This is a genomic window from Kitasatospora sp. NPDC004531, from assembly GCF_053602195.1.
Genome location: NZ_JBSGDD010000002.1, coordinates 124,170 through 141,509, shown reverse-complemented (window position 1 = coordinate 141,509; position 17,340 = coordinate 124,170). Strand labels below are relative to the sequence as shown.

18 protein-coding genes are annotated in these 17,340 nt (G+C 72.8%); 3 read left to right on the top strand and 15 right to left on the bottom strand.

Annotation, left to right across the window (positions count from 1 at the left end; genetic code table 11):
- Positions 1 to 6 precede the first annotated feature (6 nt).
- From era to hrcA, 15 genes are all read right to left on the bottom strand, one after another.
- Positions 7 to 948 carry a GTPase Era gene (gene era / locus ACWEMJ_RS01895; RefSeq protein WP_084223538.1) on the bottom strand — a complete coding sequence of 314 codons (942 nt, stop codon included), beginning with the start codon at positions 946 to 948 and terminating at the stop codon, positions 7 to 9.
- A gap of 38 nt (positions 949 to 986) precedes the next feature.
- Complete coding sequence (locus ACWEMJ_RS01890) at positions 987 to 1,148, bottom strand: hypothetical protein (RefSeq protein ID WP_452134951.1); 162 nt, start codon at positions 1,146 to 1,148, stop codon at positions 987 to 989.
- Positions 1,149 to 1,254: 106 nt separating this feature from the next.
- Complete coding sequence (locus tag ACWEMJ_RS01885) at positions 1,255 to 1,608, bottom strand: cytidine deaminase (RefSeq protein WP_452134950.1); 354 nt, start codon at positions 1,606 to 1,608, stop codon at positions 1,255 to 1,257.
- Between the two features lie 106 nt (positions 1,609 to 1,714).
- Positions 1,715 to 2,701, bottom strand: a complete 987-nt coding sequence (locus ACWEMJ_RS01880; protein WP_452134949.1) for an aldo/keto reductase — start codon at positions 2,699 to 2,701, stop codon at positions 1,715 to 1,717.
- Positions 2,702 to 2,784: 83 nt separating this feature from the next.
- Positions 2,785 to 3,324 carry a DUF4383 domain-containing protein gene (locus ACWEMJ_RS01875; RefSeq protein WP_452134948.1) on the bottom strand — a complete coding sequence of 180 codons (540 nt, stop codon included), beginning with the start codon at positions 3,322 to 3,324 and terminating at the stop codon, positions 2,785 to 2,787.
- Complete coding sequence (locus ACWEMJ_RS01870; RefSeq protein ID WP_157815491.1) at positions 3,324 to 3,563, bottom strand: hypothetical protein; 240 nt, start codon at positions 3,561 to 3,563, stop codon at positions 3,324 to 3,326. The genes ACWEMJ_RS01875 and ACWEMJ_RS01870 overlap by 1 nt, the downstream gene beginning before the upstream one ends.
- A 115-nt stretch (positions 3,564 to 3,678) precedes the next feature.
- Positions 3,679 to 5,016 carry a hemolysin family protein gene (locus tag ACWEMJ_RS01865; RefSeq protein WP_452134947.1) on the bottom strand — a complete coding sequence of 446 codons (1,338 nt, stop codon included), beginning with the start codon at positions 5,014 to 5,016 and terminating at the stop codon, positions 3,679 to 3,681.
- Between the two features lie 13 nt (positions 5,017 to 5,029).
- Positions 5,030 to 5,524 carry an rRNA maturation RNase YbeY gene (gene ybeY, locus ACWEMJ_RS01860; RefSeq protein WP_452134946.1) on the bottom strand — a complete coding sequence of 165 codons (495 nt, stop codon included), beginning with the start codon at positions 5,522 to 5,524 and terminating at the stop codon, positions 5,030 to 5,032.
- Between the two features lie 14 nt (positions 5,525 to 5,538).
- Positions 5,539 to 6,642: a PhoH family protein gene (locus ACWEMJ_RS01855; RefSeq protein ID WP_452134945.1), complete on the bottom strand. Its 1,104-nt coding sequence runs from the start codon at positions 6,640 to 6,642 to the stop codon at positions 5,539 to 5,541.
- A 174-nt stretch (positions 6,643 to 6,816) separates the two neighbouring features.
- On the bottom strand, positions 6,817 to 7,734 hold the full coding sequence (locus ACWEMJ_RS01850) for a ribonuclease Z (RefSeq protein WP_452134944.1): 918 nt from the start codon (positions 7,732 to 7,734) through the stop codon (positions 6,817 to 6,819).
- Between the two features lie 3 nt (positions 7,735 to 7,737).
- Complete coding sequence (locus ACWEMJ_RS01845; RefSeq protein ID WP_452134943.1) at positions 7,738 to 8,091, bottom strand: HIT domain-containing protein; 354 nt, start codon at positions 8,089 to 8,091, stop codon at positions 7,738 to 7,740.
- Between the two features lie 93 nt (positions 8,092 to 8,184).
- The gene (locus ACWEMJ_RS01840; RefSeq protein ID WP_452134942.1) at positions 8,185 to 11,388 is read right to left on the bottom strand and encodes a S41 family peptidase; all 3,204 of its coding nucleotides are present in this window, start codon (positions 11,386 to 11,388) and stop codon (positions 8,185 to 8,187) included.
- A gap of 158 nt (positions 11,389 to 11,546) precedes the next feature.
- A complete protein-coding gene (locus tag ACWEMJ_RS01835; RefSeq protein WP_452134941.1) occupies positions 11,547 to 12,290 on the bottom strand; it encodes a 16S rRNA (uracil(1498)-N(3))-methyltransferase in 744 nt (247 codons plus the stop codon).
- A 93-nt stretch (positions 12,291 to 12,383) separates the two neighbouring features.
- Entirely contained in the window at positions 12,384 to 13,523 is a 1,140-nt protein-coding gene (gene dnaJ / locus ACWEMJ_RS01830) for a molecular chaperone DnaJ (RefSeq protein WP_380367806.1), read from the bottom strand.
- 68 nt (positions 13,524 to 13,591) lie between these two features.
- Complete coding sequence (gene hrcA, locus ACWEMJ_RS01825) at positions 13,592 to 14,665, bottom strand: heat-inducible transcriptional repressor HrcA (RefSeq protein WP_452134940.1); 1,074 nt, start codon at positions 14,663 to 14,665, stop codon at positions 13,592 to 13,594.
- A gap of 319 nt (positions 14,666 to 14,984) precedes the next feature.
- Here hrcA and htpX point away from each other — a divergent pair, with 319 nt between their 5' ends.
- From htpX to ACWEMJ_RS01810, 3 genes are read left to right on the top strand one after another with little or no spacing between them, the layout of a single operon-like run.
- Positions 14,985 to 15,908, top strand: a complete 924-nt coding sequence (gene htpX / locus ACWEMJ_RS01820) for a zinc metalloprotease HtpX (protein ID WP_452134939.1) — start codon at positions 14,985 to 14,987, stop codon at positions 15,906 to 15,908.
- A gap of 32 nt (positions 15,909 to 15,940) precedes the next feature.
- On the top strand, positions 15,941 to 16,528 hold the full coding sequence (gene pspAB, locus ACWEMJ_RS01815; protein ID WP_452134938.1) for a PspA-associated protein PspAB: 588 nt from the start codon (positions 15,941 to 15,943) through the stop codon (positions 16,526 to 16,528).
- Positions 16,529 to 16,546: 18 nt separating this feature from the next.
- Positions 16,547 to 17,317, top strand: coding sequence for a DUF2785 domain-containing protein (locus ACWEMJ_RS01810; protein WP_452134937.1), 771 nt, complete (start codon positions 16,547 to 16,549; stop codon positions 17,315 to 17,317).
- Positions 17,318 to 17,340: the final 23 nt, after the last annotated feature.

Sequence of the window (17,340 nt, the reverse complement as noted above, 5' to 3'; positions counted from 1 at the left end):
GCCCCGTCAGAACCCGAGCTTACGCAGCTGCTTCGGGTCGCGCTGCCAGTCCTTGGCAACCTTGACGTGCAGGTCCAGGTAGACCGGGGTGCCGAGCAGCGCCTCGATCTGCTTGCGGGCGGTGGTGCCGACGTGCTTGAGCCGGGAGCCCTTGGCGCCGATCACGATGGCCTTCTGGCTCTGCCGCTCGATGTAGACGTTGGCGTGGATGTCCAGCAGCGGGCGGTCGGCGGGCCGGCCCTCGCGCGGGATCATCTCCTCGACCACCACGGCCAGCGAGTGCGGCAGTTCGTCGCGCACGCCCTCCAGGGCGGCCTCGCGGATCAGCTCGGCGACCATGATCTGCTCGGGCTCGTCGGTGAGGTCGCCGTCCGGGTACAGCGGCATGCCCTCGGGCAGCAGCTTGGTCAGCAGGTCCGCGACCAGGTCCACCTGCTTGTCGCCGACCGCGGAGACCGGGATGATCTCGGCCCACTCGATGCCGAGCTCGGCGCCCAGCTGCTGGACGGCGATCAGCTGCTCGGCGAGCCGCTTGGAGTCCACCAGGTCGGTCTTGGTGACCAGCGCCACCTTCGGGGTGGACTTCTTGATCTCGGCGAGCTCCTTGGCGATGAACTTGTCGCCGGGGCCGAGCTTCTGGTCGGCGGGCACGCAGAAGCCGATCACGTCGACCTCCGCCCAAGTGGTGCGCACCAGGTCGTTGAGGCGCTCGCCGAGCAGCGTGCGGGGCTTGTGCAGCCCGGGGGTGTCCACCAGCACGAGCTGGGCGTCGGGGCGGTGCACGATGCCGCGCACGGTGTGCCGGGTGGTCTGCGGACGGTCGGAGGTGATCGCGACCTTCGTCCCGACCAGCGCGTTGGTCAGGGTCGACTTGCCCGCGTTGGGACGGCCGACGAAGCACGCGAACCCGGAGCGGTACGGGGAGGAAGGGGCATTCATGGCACCCATTGTCCCCGATCGGGCGGGCCGAGCTGCCCAGCGGGTGTTCAGCCGGCCTTCTTCTTCCCGCCGCCCATGATGCCGCCGACCAGGACCAGCGCCAGCAGCGCCAGGGTGCCGCCCAGCCACCAGGGGGAGCCGGTCTCGTGCCAGCGGCCGAAACCCATGACGCACAGCAGCAGTCCGCAGAAGAACGCGGCGATCCCCATGACCCCTCCCCCGCCGGAGAGACCCCCGGCCGCTGCGATTATCGCACCGCCCGGGGGCTTGTCCATGGGCCCGCCGCCGACCTTCAGCGCACCTCGGCGACGGCCTTCAGCGCGCCTCGGCGACGACCTTCAGCGCACCGTCGGGCCCGGCCAGCAGCACCGGCGTCCCGGCCCCGCCCAGGTCGCGCACCGCCGCCAGGTCGGCCGCCGCCGGCTGGTCCGCGGCCGAGACCACCGCGGCCGCCTCCAGGCTCTTCGCCCCGCTGGCCACCGCCATCGCCACCGCCGTCTGCACCGCGCTGAGCTGCAACGACTCCAGCGCGACCGTCCCGGCCACGTAGGTGCGGCCGGTCTCGTCGCGGACCGCGGCGCCCTCGGCCACGCCGTTGCGGGCGCGGGCCGAGCGGGCCAGGGTGATGATCTTCTTGTCCTCGGGGTCCAGCTCGGAAATCTCGGTCATGGCCCGAGCATAGGCGGCCCGCCGGCGCACCGGCCGGGGCGTCCGACCCTCGATCCACCGGCGGCTCAGTCCGTGAACAGCGGGGCCGCCCACCCGGTCCATGGGCTCAGTCCTTGAACAGCCGCCCCTCCCCGGCCGGCGCGAACTCCGCCAGCGCCGCGTCGATCCGGGCCAGCACCGCGTCGTCCAGCACCAGGTCGGCGGCGGCCTGGTTCTCCGCGATGTGCGCGGGGGTGCGGCTGCCCGGGATCGGCACCACGTGCTCGTCCTGGCGCAGCAGCCAGGCCAGCGCCAACTGGCCGGGCGTGGCGCCCAGTTCGGCGGCGATCGCGCGCAGCGGGGCGTACCGGTCGTTGTTGGCGGCCAGGTTCTCGGCGGAGAACCGGGCGAGGTGCTGCCGGAAGTCGCCGTCCGCGACCTGCCGCACGGTGCCGGTCAGGAAGCCGCCGCCGAGCGGGCTCCAGGCCACCACGCCGACGCCCAGCTCGCGGGTGGCGGCCAGCAGCTCCGGGTCGATCGGCTGCCACATCGACCACTGCACCTGCACCGCCGCCACCGGGTGCACCGCGTGCGCGGCGCGCAGCTGCGCGGCCGTCACGTTGGAGAGCCCGAGGTGGCGCACCAGCCCGTCCGAGACCAGCTCGGCGACCGCGCCGACGGTGTCCTCGAACGGCACCTGCGGGTCCGGGAAGTGCGGGTAGTACAGGTCGATCACATCGGCCCGGAGGCCGCGCAGCGACCGCTCCGCGTAGCCGCGCACGTACTTGGGATCGCAGTTCACGGCCAGCTCGCCGAACGCGAAGTGCACCGGGAAGGCGTGCGCCTCGGCGCCGTCCGGGATGCGGAAGCCGAACTTGGTGGCGAGCACCACCTCGTCGCGCCGGCCGCGCAGGGCCCGGCCGATCAACTGCTCGTTGTGCCCGTCGCCGTAGCCGTCCGCGGTGTCGATCATCCGGGCCCCGGCGTCGACCGCGGCGAGCAGCGCGTCCTGGCCGCGCTGCTCGTCGATCGCGCCGTAGGAGCCGGGCGAGAGCACCATCGCGCCGAAGCCGATGGACGAGCTGGCCAGTGCCCCGAGCATCCGCTCAGTCATCGTTCTCCCCCTCGAACGGGCTGCGGCCCGGCGGATCTGACGATCCGTCGGGCCCCTTGCGGCTCCACTCTACGACGGGGCGATCAGTGCCCGGTGGGATTCGGCGGACCGGGGCGCAGCACGTTCACCAGCGCCGGCGGGCCGTTCGGGCGCTCGCTGGGGCGCTCGTGCCGGTGCTTCCAGTACGGGTTGTCCTGCGGCAGGTGGCTGCTGACCCGGCCGTACATGCCGAAGGTCAGGATCACGAAACCGAAGGCGAAGCTGAAGACGACGTTGCCGATGTGGAAGGCGAGCCGGTTGGCGCTGGAGTCCAGCACCATCAGGCCGACGAAGCCGGCCAGCACGAACAGCACGCCCATGATCATGTTGATGTCGGAGGCGATGTTGCCGCCGATGATCGCGCCCAGGATCAGGATTCCGCCGGCCACCAGCGACAGCACGCTCAGCGCGCCGTTGCTGGACATGCCCAGCACTTCCTTGCCCTCGGTGTCGATGAACCCGGGGCTGCCGCCGGTGAGCCCGAGGATGCCGAACGCCACCAGGAACAGGCCGCCCAGTCCGGCGCCGTAGCGGTACACCTGGCCCAGCCGGTGGTCGACCGGCAGTTCGTCGTGGAGTCTCATCAGGTCCTCCCCGCGTGGTCGGACCGGAGGAACGGCACCTCGTGCAGGTACAGCGACCCGCACTGCTGGCAGCAGTGCAGCCCGGTGCCCCAGGCCTCCTCCGGCTTGCTCTCGGCGTCCGAGGCGATCTCGGCGCCGCACATGCCGTGCGAGAGGTCGGTGTCACGGACCACATGCCACCTGGCCACCCCGCCGGCCGGCCCGGTGGGGCCGTATTCCGCGCGCAGTAGATGTGCCATGTCTCCCATGGTCGGCGCGTTCCGGGCGGTCAGGCAAACGGACCCTGGGCCGAACCGTCCGATCCGGCAGGCCGGTTGGGACGGCCCGTCCAGGGCCCGCTGCGTGCACGGCGGACTACGCCGCGTTCTCCTCGGCCGATTCCTCGGTGTGCCTGGCGTGCTCCTCGGCCCGCACCGGCGCGGCCACCACGGTGCCGATCCGGTTGCGGCGGCCCGCGGAGCTCTCCGCGGTCAGGCTGATCGCGGCCAGCCCGCTGCCCTCCGGTACCGGCACCTCGCAGGACGAGCCGGGGATCGGCACCCGGCCCAGGCACTTGGCGAGCAGGCCGCCGACGGTCTCCACGTCCTCGTCGTCCAGCTCGATGCCGAACAGCTCGCCGAGGTCCTCGACGGTGAGCCGGGCGGTGATCCGGTACGAGCCGTCGCCGAGGTCCTCGACCGGGGCGATCTCCCGGTCGTACTCGTCGGTGATCTCGCCGACGATCTCCTCCAGGATGTCCTCGATGGTGACCAGCCCGGCGGTGCCGCCGTACTCGTCGATCACGATCGCCACGTGCGAGCGCATCTGCTGCATCTCGCGCAGCAGGTCCGCGGCCGGCTTGGAGTCGGGGACGAACACCGCGGGGCGCATCACCGAGTCCACCTGCTCCGACTCGGCGTCCCGGTTGATGTGGGTGCGCCGCACCAGGTCCTTGAGGTAGACGATGCCGACCACGTCGTCCTCGTTGTCGCCGACCACCGGGATCCGCGAGAAGCCCGACCGCAGCGCCAGGGTCAGCGCCTGCCGGACGGTCTTGTGCCGCTCGATCATCACCAGGTCGGTGCGCGGCACCATCACCTCGCGCACGATGGTGTCGCCCAGTTCGAAGACCGAGTGCACCATGCGGCGCTCCTCGTCCTCGATCAGGTCGTCCTTCTCCGCGAGGTCCACCAGCGCCCGCAGCTCGGCCTCGGAGGCGAACGGGCCCTCCCGGTAGCCCTTGCCGGGCGTCAGCGCGTTGCCGAGCAGGATCAGCAGCCGCGGGATCGGCCCGAGGATCCGGGCCAGCGGCAGCAGCACGTAGGACGCCGCGGTGACGGTGCTCAGCGGGTGCTGGCGGCCGATCGTGCGCGGGGAGACCCCGACCATGACGAACGACACCAGCACCATCACGGCGAACGCCACCAGCACGGCCAGCCAGGTCTGCTGGAAGCTGCGCACGCAGACCACGGTGACCAGCACCGCGGCGGCCATCTCGGCGGCCACCCGGATCAGCGTCGCCAGGTTCAGGTAGCGGATGTTGTCGGAGGCCAGCGTCAGCAGCCGGTCCGAGCCGCGGCGGCCCGAGCGGACCGCCTCCTCGGCGCGGAACCGGGACATCCGGGAGATCCCCGCCTCGGCGCACGCGGCCAGCCAGCCGAGCACCACCAGCAGCAGCGCCCCGATCAGGAAGGTCGTACTCTCACCACTCACGGACGGCCGGCCCTCAGTGGACGGTCGGGGCGGGCGACAGCCCGGTCAGCCCGCGGCCGGCCCGCCAGTCGTCCAGGATCCGCTTCTGCAGCGCGAACATCTCGCGCTCCTCGTCGGGCTCCTCGTGGTCGTAGCCGAGCACGTGCAGCACCCCGTGGACGGTGAGCAGCTGCAGCTCCTCGTCCATGGAGTGCTTGGTCGGGGCGGCCAGGCCCTGCTGCTTCGCCACCTCGGGGCAGAGCACGATGTCGCCCAGCAGGCCCTCGGGCAGGTCCTCGCCCTCCTTGCCGGGCCGCAGCTCGTCCATCGGGAAGGACATCACGTCGGTCGGACCGGGCAGGTCCATCCACTGGACGTGCAGCTCCGCCATCGACTCGCTGTCGTAGAGGATCACGGAGAGCTCGGACTGCGGGTGAATCCGCATCTTTTCGAGGGCGTAGCGGGCGACGTCGAGGATGGACTCCTCGTCGACGTCCCAACCGGACTCGTTGGCGATGTCGATCGACATGGAGGGCTCAGTACTCAGCTTTCGGTGCGATGGGACTGCCGGGGCGCCCGGGCGCCCCGCCGTTGAACGGGTTTGCGGTCGCCGGACTCCTCGGCCTCCTGCCGGGCGTCCCAGCGTTCGTACGCGTCCACGATGCGGCCGACCAGCTTGTGCCGCACCACGTCGGTGCTGGTCAGCACCGAGAAGTGGATGTCGGGCACGTCGGCCAGGATCTCCTGGACCACCTTGAGACCGCTGCGGGTGCCGCCCGGCAGGTCGATCTGGCTGGTGTCGCCGGTGACCACCACCCGGGAGTTGAAACCGAGGCGGGTCAGGAACATCTTCATCTGCTCGGGCGAGGTGTTCTGCGCCTCGTCGAGGATGATGAACGCGTCGTTCAGGGTGCGGCCGCGCATGTACGCGAGTGGAGCCACCTCGATCGTGCCAGCGGCCATCAGCCGCGGGATCGAGTCCGGGTCCATCATGTCGTGCAGCGCGTCGTACAGCGGCCGCAGGTAGGGGTCGATCTTCTCGTAGAGGGTGCCGGGCAGGAAGCCCAGCCGCTCCCCCGCCTCGACGGCCGGCCGGGTCAGGATGATCCGGTTGACCTCCTTGGCCTGCAGCGCCTGCACGGCCTTGGCCATCGCCAGGTAGGTCTTGCCGGTGCCGGCCGGGCCGAGGCCGAAGACGATGGTGTGCTTGTCGATCGCGTCGACGTAGCGCTGCTGGTTGAGCGTCTTGGGGCGGATGGTGCGGCCCCGGTTGGACAGGATGTTCGCCGTGAACACCTCGGACGGGGCCGGGTGGGCCGGGTCCTCCGCGGCGCTCCTGAGCATGGTGATGGAGCGCTCCACGGCGTCCTCCGTCAGTGGCTGGCCGGTGCGCAGCACCAGCATCATCTCGGTGAAGAGCTGCTTGACGAGCGCGACCTCGGCGGGAGAGCCGGTGGCGGTCACCTCGTTTCCGCGCACGTGGATGTCGGCGTCCGGGAAGCCCTTCTCGATCACGCGCAGGAGCGAGTCGGCCGCACCCAGCAGCGTGACCATCGGGTGCTTCTCCGGGATGACTATCCGGGTGCTGGCGGCCGCCGCGTCGGGGCGCCGCTGTCCGTCGGTTCGGGTCTGCGGTGTGTCAGTCATGGGTCGGCGCTACGGCCTGCCTCATCCCAATCCGTCGTCTCGTGTGGCCAGGGCTCTCCAGGCCACCAGGGTACGCCGCGCGGATGTTCGCCGGAGCGGCGCGGCGGCTTCGATGGTGCGGGCTGTCGCCCCGATGTGCGAGCGGTTTTCCGTCCTCGCGCGCCCCGGGGGCGCTCAACGGCGCGGCGGGACGGGGATCCTGGCGAGGTCCTCGGCGATCACGACCTCGCCGTCGAAGTGCTTCTCGGCCTCCGCGCGGTGCGCCTGCAGGTCCGGGTAGCGCTGCGAGAAGTGGGTCAGCACCAGTCGGCGCACTCCGGCCTCGGCGGCCACCCGGGCGGCCTGCGCGGCGGTCAGGTGGCCGTGCTCCTCGGCGAGCGCGGCGTCCGCCTCCAGGAAGGTCGCCTCGATCGCCAACAGGTCGGCGCCCTCGGCGAGTTCGGCGACCCCGTCGCACAGCCGGGTGTCCATCACGAAGGCGAACCGCTGCCCGGGCCGCCGCTCGGCGACCTCCGCCAGCAGCACCGTCCGCCCGTCCACCTCGACCCGGCCCTCGCGCTGCAACTGCCCCACCAGCGGCCCCCGCAGGCCCAGTTCGCGCAGCCGCTCGGGGCGCAGCCGGACGCCGTCCGGCTCGGTCAGCCGGTAGCCGAACGACTCCACCGGGTGCGACAGCCGGACCGCCGCCAGTTCGAACGGCGCGCCCGGGGCCTCCAGCGGGCCGGGCCCGGCGATCGGGCGCTCCCGCAGCTCGGCGGTGGCGTGGTAGACGCTGGCGTGCCGCAGCCGGTCGAAGAACAGCTGCCCGGACGCCGGGTAGTAGGCGTCCACCGGGTGCGGGACGCGGTCCAGGTTGATCCGCTGCACCACGCCGGGCAGGCCGAGGCAGTGGTCGCCGTGGAAGTGCGACACCGCGATCCGGGTGATCCCGGTGGCGCTCACCCCGGCGTGCAGCATCTGCCGCTGGGTGCCCTCCCCCGGGTCGAACAGCAGCCCCTCGCCGTCCCAGCGCAGCAGGTACCCGTTGTGGTTCCGGTGCCTGGTCGGCACCTGGCTGGCCGTGCCGAGGACGACGAGTTCACGCTGCGACAACGGTCAGACCAGCCCCTCGGCGAACGTCTGCCCGCCCAGCACGTGCACGTGCGCGTGGAACACCGTCTGGCCGGACTCCGCGCCGGTGTTGAAGATCAGCCGGTACGACTCCAGGCCCTCGCCCTTCGCGGCCTCGCCGGCCTCGACGAGCAGCTCCGCGGCGATCTCCGGCTCCGCGGCGGCCAGTTCGGCCGCGTTGGCGTGGTGCACGTGCGGGATCACCAGCAGGTGGGTGGGCGCCTGCGGGTTGATGTCCCGGAACGCCAGCGTCCGGGCGCTCTTGCGCACCACCGTCGCCGGGATGTCCCCCGACACGATCTTGCAGAACACACAGTCCGCCTGCGGCTCGCCGGCCATCTCCCGCTCTCCTTCTGAACAGCCGTCACTGGTCACGCCGACCTTACAGGCAGGGGGCGCGGGCCGGCTCGGACCCGCGCCCCCTCGTCCGGTTCAGTCGATCGGCGGCGCGACCTTCGCCGGGGTGGCGGCCAGCGACTCCAGGGCGACCCGCACCGCGGTCTCCAACTGCGGGTCGCGGCCCGCCGCCCAGTCCTGCGGCGTGGTCGCGACCTCGATGTCGGGGGTGACGCCGCCGTTCTCCAGGCCCCAGCCGTAACCCTCCAGCCAGCTGGAGTACTTGGGCTGGGTGACCACCGTGCCGTCCACCAGGTCGTACTTGTTGTCGATGCCGATCACGCCGCCCCAGGTGCGGACGCCGACCACCGGGCCGATGCCGAGGGCCTGGATCGCGGCGTTGACGATGTCGCCGTCCGAGCCGGAGAACTCGTTGGCGACCGCCACCACCGGGCCGCGCGGGGCGTCCGCCGGGTACGGCTCGGGCCGGTCCAGGTCGCGGGCGCGGTTCCAGCCGACGATCCGGCGGGCCAGCTTCTCGACGATCAGCTGCGAGGTGTGGCCGCCGCGGTTCTCCCGCAGGTCGACCACCACGCCCTCGCGGGCCATCTCGATCCGCAGGTCCCGGTGCAGCTGCGCCCAGCCGGCGCTCTGCATGTCGGGCACGTGCAGGTAGCCCAGGCGGCCGCCGGACAGCTCGTGGACGGCGGCCCGCCGCCCGGCCACCCAGTCGTGGTAGCGCAGCGCCTCCTCGTCGTCCAGCGGCACCACCACCGGGTGGCGCTCGCCGCCGTCCTTGCCGCTGACGGTCAGCTCCACCGGCTGGTCGGCGGTGCCGGCCAGCAGCGGGCCGGGGCCGGTCACCGGGTCGACCGGGCGGCCGTTGACCGCCAGGATCGCGTCGCCGGGGCGGATCGCCGCGCCGGGCGCGGCCAGCGGGGAGCGGGCCCGCGGGTCGGAGGACTCGCCGGGCACCACCCGGGCCACCCGCCACACCTCGCCGTCGCGGACCAGGTCCGCGCCGAGCAGGCCCTGCCGACGGGCCGCCTCGGTGCCCCGGCCGGGCGGGATCACGTAGGCGTGCGAGGTGCCCAGCTCGGCGACCGTCTCCCAGAGCAGGTCCACCACGTCGGAGTGGCAGCCGGCCCGGTCCACCAGCGGACGGTAGCGCGCCAGCACGCCCGCCCAGTCGACGCCGCCGAGGTCGGCGCGCCAGAAGTTGTCGCGCATCAGCCGGCCGTTCTCGTCGAACATCTGCCGCCACTCGGCGGCCGGGTCGACCGTCACCCGGATCCGGTCGAGGTCCACCGCGGCGTCCTCGCCGTCGTCGGCCTTCTGGTCGGCCGGGACGATCCGCAGGCCGCCGTCCTCCAGCACCGCCAGCCGCGCGCCGTCCCCGGACACCGAGAAGGTGTCCACACCGGTGAGCAGTTCCTCCACCTTGCGCTTCTTCAGGTCGTAGCGCTCCAGCGCGGTGGCGGCCGGGGTGTCGTCCAACGAGGCCGCGCTGTCGCCGAGTTCACCGCTGAACGGGATCCGGCCCCACAGCACGCCGTCCTTCGCCGCGCGCAGCGCCCCGAACCGGCCGGCCGCCACCGGGAACGCCACGATCCGGTCCGCCAGGCCCTCCAGGTCGACCCTGGTGGTCGGTGCCCCGGACTCGCCCATGTCGCCGTCCTTGCCGTCCTCGTCCTCGCCGCCCACCGGCCGCCCGGCCCGCTGCGGCCCGAACGGCGACGGGGTGTCGGCGGCCAGCGTCAGCAGGTACGGGCGGGTGCCGCCGGGGAACGACAGGTCGAAGACGTGCTCGTCGTACACCGGGTCGAAAGTCCGCACCGACAGGAACGCCAGGTGCTTGCCGTCCGAGGTGAACGCCGGCGAGTAGTCGTGGAACCGCTGCGGCGTCGCCTCGCTGACCGTCCGCGAGGTGAGGTCGGCCAGCATGATCTGCCGCAGCGACCACGGCCCGAGCACCGGCTGCGACCACGCCAGCCAGCCCGAGTCCGGGCTGAACACCGGCCCGCTGACCTCGCCGTCGCCGCTGCGCGCCAGCTCGTGCACCGCGCCGTCGCTGAGCGCCACCAGCAGCAGCCGGCCGTCGTGCGAGGCGACCGCGAGCTGCCGGCCGTCCGGGGAGACCGTCAGCGACAGCACCCGGCCGAGCTGCCCCGAGGCCAGCCGGCGGCGCTCCGCGCCCAGTACCGAGGGCGCGTACTCGATCGCGTCGTCGCCGTCGGCGTCCGTCACCCACACCGCGCCCTGCGCGCCGTCCTCGCCCGGCACCACCCGGGCCAGCCGGTTGCGCACCCCCGGCGTCTCGTCCAGCACCCGCGACGGGCCCTCGCGGTGGGTCACCCAGTGCACGGTGCCGCGCACCACCACGGCCGCCGCCCGGCCGGTCCGGTCCGCGGCCGCGGACTCCACCTGGCCGTCCGCCCGGGTCGGATGCGGCCGGCGGCTGCTGCGCGGCCCCGCCAGGTCGATCTCCAGCCGGCGCGCCTCGGCGCCCTCCAGGTCGTCCAGCAGCCACAGGTCGCCGGCGCTCTGCCAGATCACCCGGGTGCCGTCGGTGGATGCCTGCCGGGCGTAGAAGCCGGTGTCCGCCGGGCCGTGCGCCCGCAGGTCGCTGCCGTCCGGAAGGCTGGAGTACAGGCGCCCGACACCCTCGTGGTCGGACAGGAACGCCACCCGGTCGCCCACCCACAGCGGGCACTCCAGCTGGCCGTCCAGCTCGGCGTGCAGCCGCTCGAACTCCGCCGCGCCGATCCACAGCTTGCCGGCCCGGCCGCCCCGGTACCGCTTCCAGTGCGCGGCCTCCCGGTTGTGCGTCCCCAGCAGCACCCGGCCGCCGGTCGCACCCGCCGGCACCGGCTCGAACGCCAGCGCGCCGATCGGGCCGTACGGCAGCCGCTCCGGCTCACCGCCGTCCAACGGCACCGCGAACGCCCACGTCCGGCGGATCGTCTCCTGGCCCGCCGTGCTGATCGCGATCGGCCGGCCGTCCCCGGTCCAGCCCACCAGCGCCGTGTACGGGCTCCCCCAGTACGTCAGCCGCCGCGCCTGGCCGCCGGCCACCGGCGCGACATGCACCTCCGGCGCGCCGTCCCGCTGCGACGTCCACGCCACCGTCAGGCCGTCCGGCGAGATGCGCACGGCGCCCACCGGCACCTGATCCGCCGTCAACCGCCAGGCCCGCCCGCCCTCGACGGGTGCCAGCCAGACATCGTCCTCCGCAACGAACGCGACAAGGTCGCCGGACAGGTGAGGGTGGCGCAGGTATCCGCGCGTCGAATCGGTCACCCGGCCACCCTAGAACGTGCGAAGGAAGCGACGCGGGGAAATATCGGCAGCGGACGCGAACCAGGGAGAGCACCACCAGGGGCGCGTGGGGGTACCTCCCGGCCCGCCAGGGCTGGGGGAGAACTGCGCGGAGCGGAAGGCCTCCCACCGCGCGCTCCTTACCCCCAGCGGCCGGTGCGGCCCAGCAGCAGCGCTCCCGCCGCCACCCCCGCCGTCGACGTCCGCAGGACCGACGGCCCGAGCCGGAACGCCTTCGCGCCCGCCTCCGCAAAGGCCGCGAGCTCCTCCGGCGACACCCCGCCCTCCGGCCCGACGATCAGCACGATCTCGCCCTCGGCGGGAAGCGACGCCGTCGCCAGCGGCAGCGACCCCTCCTCGTGCAGCACCGCCGCGAACGAGGCCGCGGCCACCAGCGGCAGCAGCTGCCGCGTCGTCATCAGCTCGTGCACCTCGGGGAACCGCAGCCGCCGCGCCTGCTTGCCCGCCTCGCGGGCCGTCGCCCGCCACTTCGCGAGCGCCTTCGCGCCGCGCTCGCCCTTCCACTGGGTGATGCACCGCGACGCCGCCCACGGCACCACCGCGTCGACGCCGACCTCGGTCATCGTCTCGACGGCGAGCTCCCCGCGATCGCCCTTGGGCAGCGCCTGGACGACGGTGATCCGCGGCGCCGGCGCGGCCTCCTCGCGGACGGCGGTCACCAGCACGTCCAGCGCGTCCTTGCCGTGCACCGCCGCGATGGTCCCGTCCGCACCGCGGCCGCGTCCGTCGGCGAGCGTGACGGCCTCGCCGGGCTCCAGTCGCTTGACGGCGGCGGCGTGCCGCCCCTCGGGGCCGTCGAGGCGGACGGTGGCGCCGGGGGCGGCGCCCGCCAGGTCGTCGACGACGAACACCGGTGCGGTCATCGGAACAGGAACCTCTCACGTCGCGAACAGCAAAAGACCCGGGCCGGAAGCGGCGGCGTGCGCCACTCCCGGCCCGGAACGAACAGCTGGGGCTCAGCGCCCGTTGAAAGCGTCCTTCAGCCGGGAGAACAGCCCCTGCTGACCGGGGGCGAACTGCCCGGACGGCCGCTCCTCGCCGCGGATCATGGCGAGCCGCCGCAGCAGCTCCTCCTGCTCCGGGTCGAGCTTGGTGGGCGTCTGCACCTCGACATGCACTATCAGGTCGCCCCGGCCGCCGCCGCGCAGGTGGGTGATGCCGCGGCCGTGCAGCGGGATCGACTGGCCGGACTGGGTGCCGGGCCGGATGTCGACCTCCTCCAGGCCGTCCAGGGTCTGCAGCGGGACCTGGGTGCCGAGCGCGGCAGCCGTCATCGGGATGGTGACCGTGCAGTGCAGGTCGTCGCCGCGGCGCTGGAAGACCGCGTGGCTGGTCTCGGCGATCTCCACGTACAGGTCGCCGGCCGGGCCGCCGCCGGGGCCGACCTCGCCCTCGCCGGCCAGCTGGATCCGGGTGCCGTTGTCGACACCGGCCGGGATCTTGACGGTGAGGGTGCGGCGGGCCCGGACCCGGCCGTCGCCCGCGCACTCCGGGCACGGGGTCGGGACGACGGTGCCGAAGCCCTGGCACTGCGGGCAGGGGCGGGAGGTCATGACCTGGCCCAGGAAGGACCGGGTGACCTGGGAGACCTCGCCCTTGCCGCGACACATGTCACAGGTCTGCGCGGAGGTGCCGGGCGCGGCGCCCTCTCCGCTGCAGGTGGTGCAGGTGACGGCGGTGTCGACCTGGAGTTCCTTGGTGGTGCCGAACGCGGCCTCCTCCAGGGTGATCTCCAGTCGGATCATCGCGTCCTGGCCGCGGCGGGTGCGCGAACGCGGGCCGCGCTGGCCGGTCGCGGCGCCGAAGAAGGCGTCCATGATGTCCGAGAAGCCGAACCCGGCCGCGCCCGCGCCGAAGCCGCCCGCGCCGCCGCCGTTGGGCGACAGCGGGTCGCCGCCGAGGTCGTAGACCTGACGCTTCTGCGGATCGGAGAGCACCTCGTAGGCGGCGTTGATCTCCTTGAACCGCTCCTGCGTCTTCGGGTCCGGGTTGACGTCCGGGTGCAGTTCACGGGCGAGGCGCCGAAACGCCTTCTTGATCTCGTCCTGCCCCGCGTCGCGTCGGACGCCGAGTACCGCGTAGTAGTCCGTGGCCACCAAATGCTCCGGTTTGTTCCGCCTCTAGAAGTGCTCGCGAGGGCTGCGTGAGGTTTCACGCAGCCTTGCTATGACTCGGCCAGGATCTGGCCGACGTACCGTGCCACCGCTCGCACCGCCCCCATTGTGCCCGGGTAATCCATCCGGGTCGGACCGATCACTCCCAGCTTTGCCACGCTCTGGTCGCCCGAACCGTAACCGACGGAGACCACCGACGTGGAATTCAGGCCCTCGTAGGCGTTCTCGTGGCCGATCCGGACCGTCATCGCGGAGTCGCCGGTCTCACCCAGCAGGCGCAGCAGCACCACCTGCTCCTCCAGTGCCTCCAGCACCGGACGGATGGTGAGCGGGAAGTCGTGGCCGAAACGGGTGAGGTTGGCGGTGCCCGCCAGCATGATCCGTTCCTCGTTCTGTTCGGCGAGCGTTTCGAACAGCACAGTCAGCACGGTGCTGACCGAGGGCCGGTCGGCCGGTTCGAAGCCGGCCGGCAGGTCCTCCAGCAGGGTCGGCACCTCGGGCAGCCGACAGCCGCCCGCCATGCCGTTCAGCTTGGCCCGCAGGTCTCCCAGCAGGGTCTCGCCGACCGGGCCGGGACAGTCCACCATCCGCTGCTCGACCCGGCCGGTGTTGGTGATCAGCACCAGCATCAGCTTGGTCGGGGTGAGCGACACCAGTTCGATGTGCCGGACCGTGGAACGCGTCAGCGACGGGTACTGGACCACCGCGACCTGCCGGGTCAGCTGCGCCAGCAGCCGCACCGTGCGGGCCACCACGTCGTCCAGGTCGACCGCGCCCTCCAGGAAGTGCCGGATCGCACGGCGCTCCGGAGCCGTCATCGGCTTCACCTCGGCGAGGCGGTCGACGAACAGCCGGTAGCCCTTGTCGGTGGGGATCCGGCCGGCGCTGGTGTGCGGCTGGTGGATGAACCCGTCCTCCTCCAGCGCGGCCATGTCGTTGCGCACCGTGGCCGGCGACACGCCCAGGTTGTGACGCTCCACCAGGGCCTTGGAGCCGACCGGCTCCTCGGTGCCCACGTAGTCCTGGACGATCGCGCGGAGCACCGACAGGCGGCGCTCGCCCAGCGGACGCACGGACGGGCGCGGGTCGATCTGGCGGCCGTCGGGCTTCCCGTCGTCCGGCATGGGCACGCACCTCCGTCGTCGTCCGTTGAACCGGTGGTCGATCAGACTCTGGCACTCAACTGGTCAGAGTGCCAGAACCGTACCTGCCAGTGTACGGCCCGGGCCTGATGGCAGGAACGGTCCGCCCACGTGATCCTCGACCGAAATCCCGCACCCGAACGCCGCGCCACCCGCCGCCGGGGGCCGGTGCCGCCGCGTTTCCCCCGCCTTCCCCCCGGATTCCCCTCCCACTCACGTCGGATTCCGCTCGCCGCGGATGGTGCCCGCGGGCCCCGCCGGTGGCAGCATCGAAGGCGAGGACGGCGAAGGAGGAGCAGCGATGTCGGCATCACGGCAGCACTCCCGGTTCACCCCCGACCGCGGCCTGACCGGCCGGATGGTCACCACCATGTTCCTGATCGGCCTGCTCTACGTCGGCTTCACCGGGCTGCTGATCGTGCTGCTGCGCGGCGCCTGGCCGCTGGTGGTGCTGATCTCCGGCGGACTGTTCGTCGCGCAGTTCTGGTTCTCCGACAAGATCACCGAACGGGCGATGGGCGCCCACCCGGCCTCCCCCGAGGAGTTTCCGCAGCTGCACGGCGCGGTGGACCGGCTGTGCGCGCTCGCCGACATGCCCAAACCGCGGGTCGCGGTCGCCCACAACGACATGCCCAACGCCTTCGCCACCGGCCGCAACCCCGAGAACGCGGTGGTCTGCGTGACCACCGGCCTGCTGCGCCGACTCGAACCGGAGGAGCTGGAGGGCGTCCTCGCCCACGAACTCTCGCACGTCGCGCACCGGGACGTGGCGGTGATGACGGTGGCCGGCTTCCTCGGCGTGCTGGCCGGTGCGATGACCCGAATCGCGCTGTACGGCGGGATGATGGGCGGCGGCAACCGCAACAACAACGACTCCAACGCGGCCATCGCGATGATCGTCGTCCCGCTGGTGTCGATGGTGGTGTACGCGATCAGCTTCCTGCTCACCCGGCTGCTGTCGCGCTACCGCGAGCTCGCCGCCGACCGGGCCGCCGCCCAGCTGACCGGACGCCCCAGCGCCCTGGCCTCCGCGCTCACCAAGGTGACCGGCCAGATCGCCGCCATCCCGACCGAGGACCTGCGCAAGGCCCAGCCCTACAACGCCTTCTACTTCGCACCCGCGCTGAGCGCCAAGGAGACCGCGGCCCAGCTGCTGTCCACCCACCCGTCGCTGGAGCAGCGCCTCGCGCAGCTGTCGAAGATCTCCTCCGAACTCGGGCAGTGACCGCCCTCCGACCTCGACCAAGGAGCTCGCCCGTGGGATTCCTGGACGCCCTGTTCGGCCGCAGCAAGCCGGTGAAGCCGGACCTCGACCAGCTGTTCGGCATCCCGTCGGCGGCACTCACCCTGCAGGCCGCCACCGGCTTCCGCCCCACCGGCCTCGGCTCGGTGTGCTTCGCCGCCGTCGAGGGCGGCGCGTTCGCCGAGGTGCAGGCGCAGGTGCGGGCCCTGCTGGACGCCGACACCGAACGCGGCGGCGTCCCCGTCGAGGCCTCCCGGGACGACTACGGCTACTCCTGGCTGCTCGCCCGGCACGCCCCCGACGAACTGCCCGACCTGGTCAACGACCTGCACGCGGTCAACAGCGAACTGGAGGCCAACGGCTTCGGCCCGCAACTCCTCTGCTCACTCGTCGCCTTCCGCGACCCCGAGGGCCGCTCGCTGGGCCTGGTCTACCTGTACAAGCGCGGCACCTTCTACCCCATGTGCAAGGTCCCCGGCCAGGAGAAGCGCGACAACCCCCTGGAGATCGAGATCTCCAACCTGCTCCGCAACGACCTCCGCATCGAGTCCGACCTCTCCCGCTGGTTCCCGGTCTGGGGCGCCCCCGGCCTGGAGGGCTGAACCCTAGGGTGGTCGTCCGTGACCGACTGGACCGCCCTGCCCGACCGTGATCCGTCCGACGCCGAGCTCGCCGCCGTCTGCGAGGCGCTGCGCTCGCCCGACCCGATGGAGCGGGACGAACGCGCGTACGCCCGGCTGGCCGGCTGGATACCCGGACTGTCGCAGGAGCGCCGGCTGGCGCTCGGCGACGTGATGGCGGCCCGCTTCGAGGAGCCCGAGATCCAGGCCCGGACGTTCGCGCCGCTGGTCCTGGCCCGCATCGTGCGGACCGGCGCCCTGCGCGCCGACTGGCTCACCGAGTTCGCCCGCTGGTACCCGGCCGAGACCGACCTGCGCGGGCACCACCCCGCACTGGGCTGGCTGCACGCCGTCGCGCACGGCGCCGACCTGCTGGCCGCTTTCGGGCAGCACCCGGACATCGACCCTGCGCCGCTGCCCGCGCTCGGTGCGGCCCGCCTGCTCGCCCCGACCGGTCACGTCTTCGACGCGATGGAGGACGATCGCCTCGGCTTCGCGATCGCCCTGACGCTGACCCGGCCCGAGCTGACCCCGCGCCAGGCCGTCGACTGGCTGGACCCGGTGGCCGCCCTGTTCGCCACCGGCGAGCCCGGGCCGGTGCCGGCCGAGGTGTCGAACACGCTGCGCACCCTGCGGGTGGTGCACCTGCTGGCCGTCCGGGGTGTGCGCCCGCGCTGGGGCGACGCGGAGGTGCGGACGCTGTCGCACGGGAAGGCGGTCGGGGAGCGGATCGTCGAGGTGCTGTCGACGGCCGCGCCGTACAGCGGCTGACGGCCCGTCGGGGGCGGTTTCGT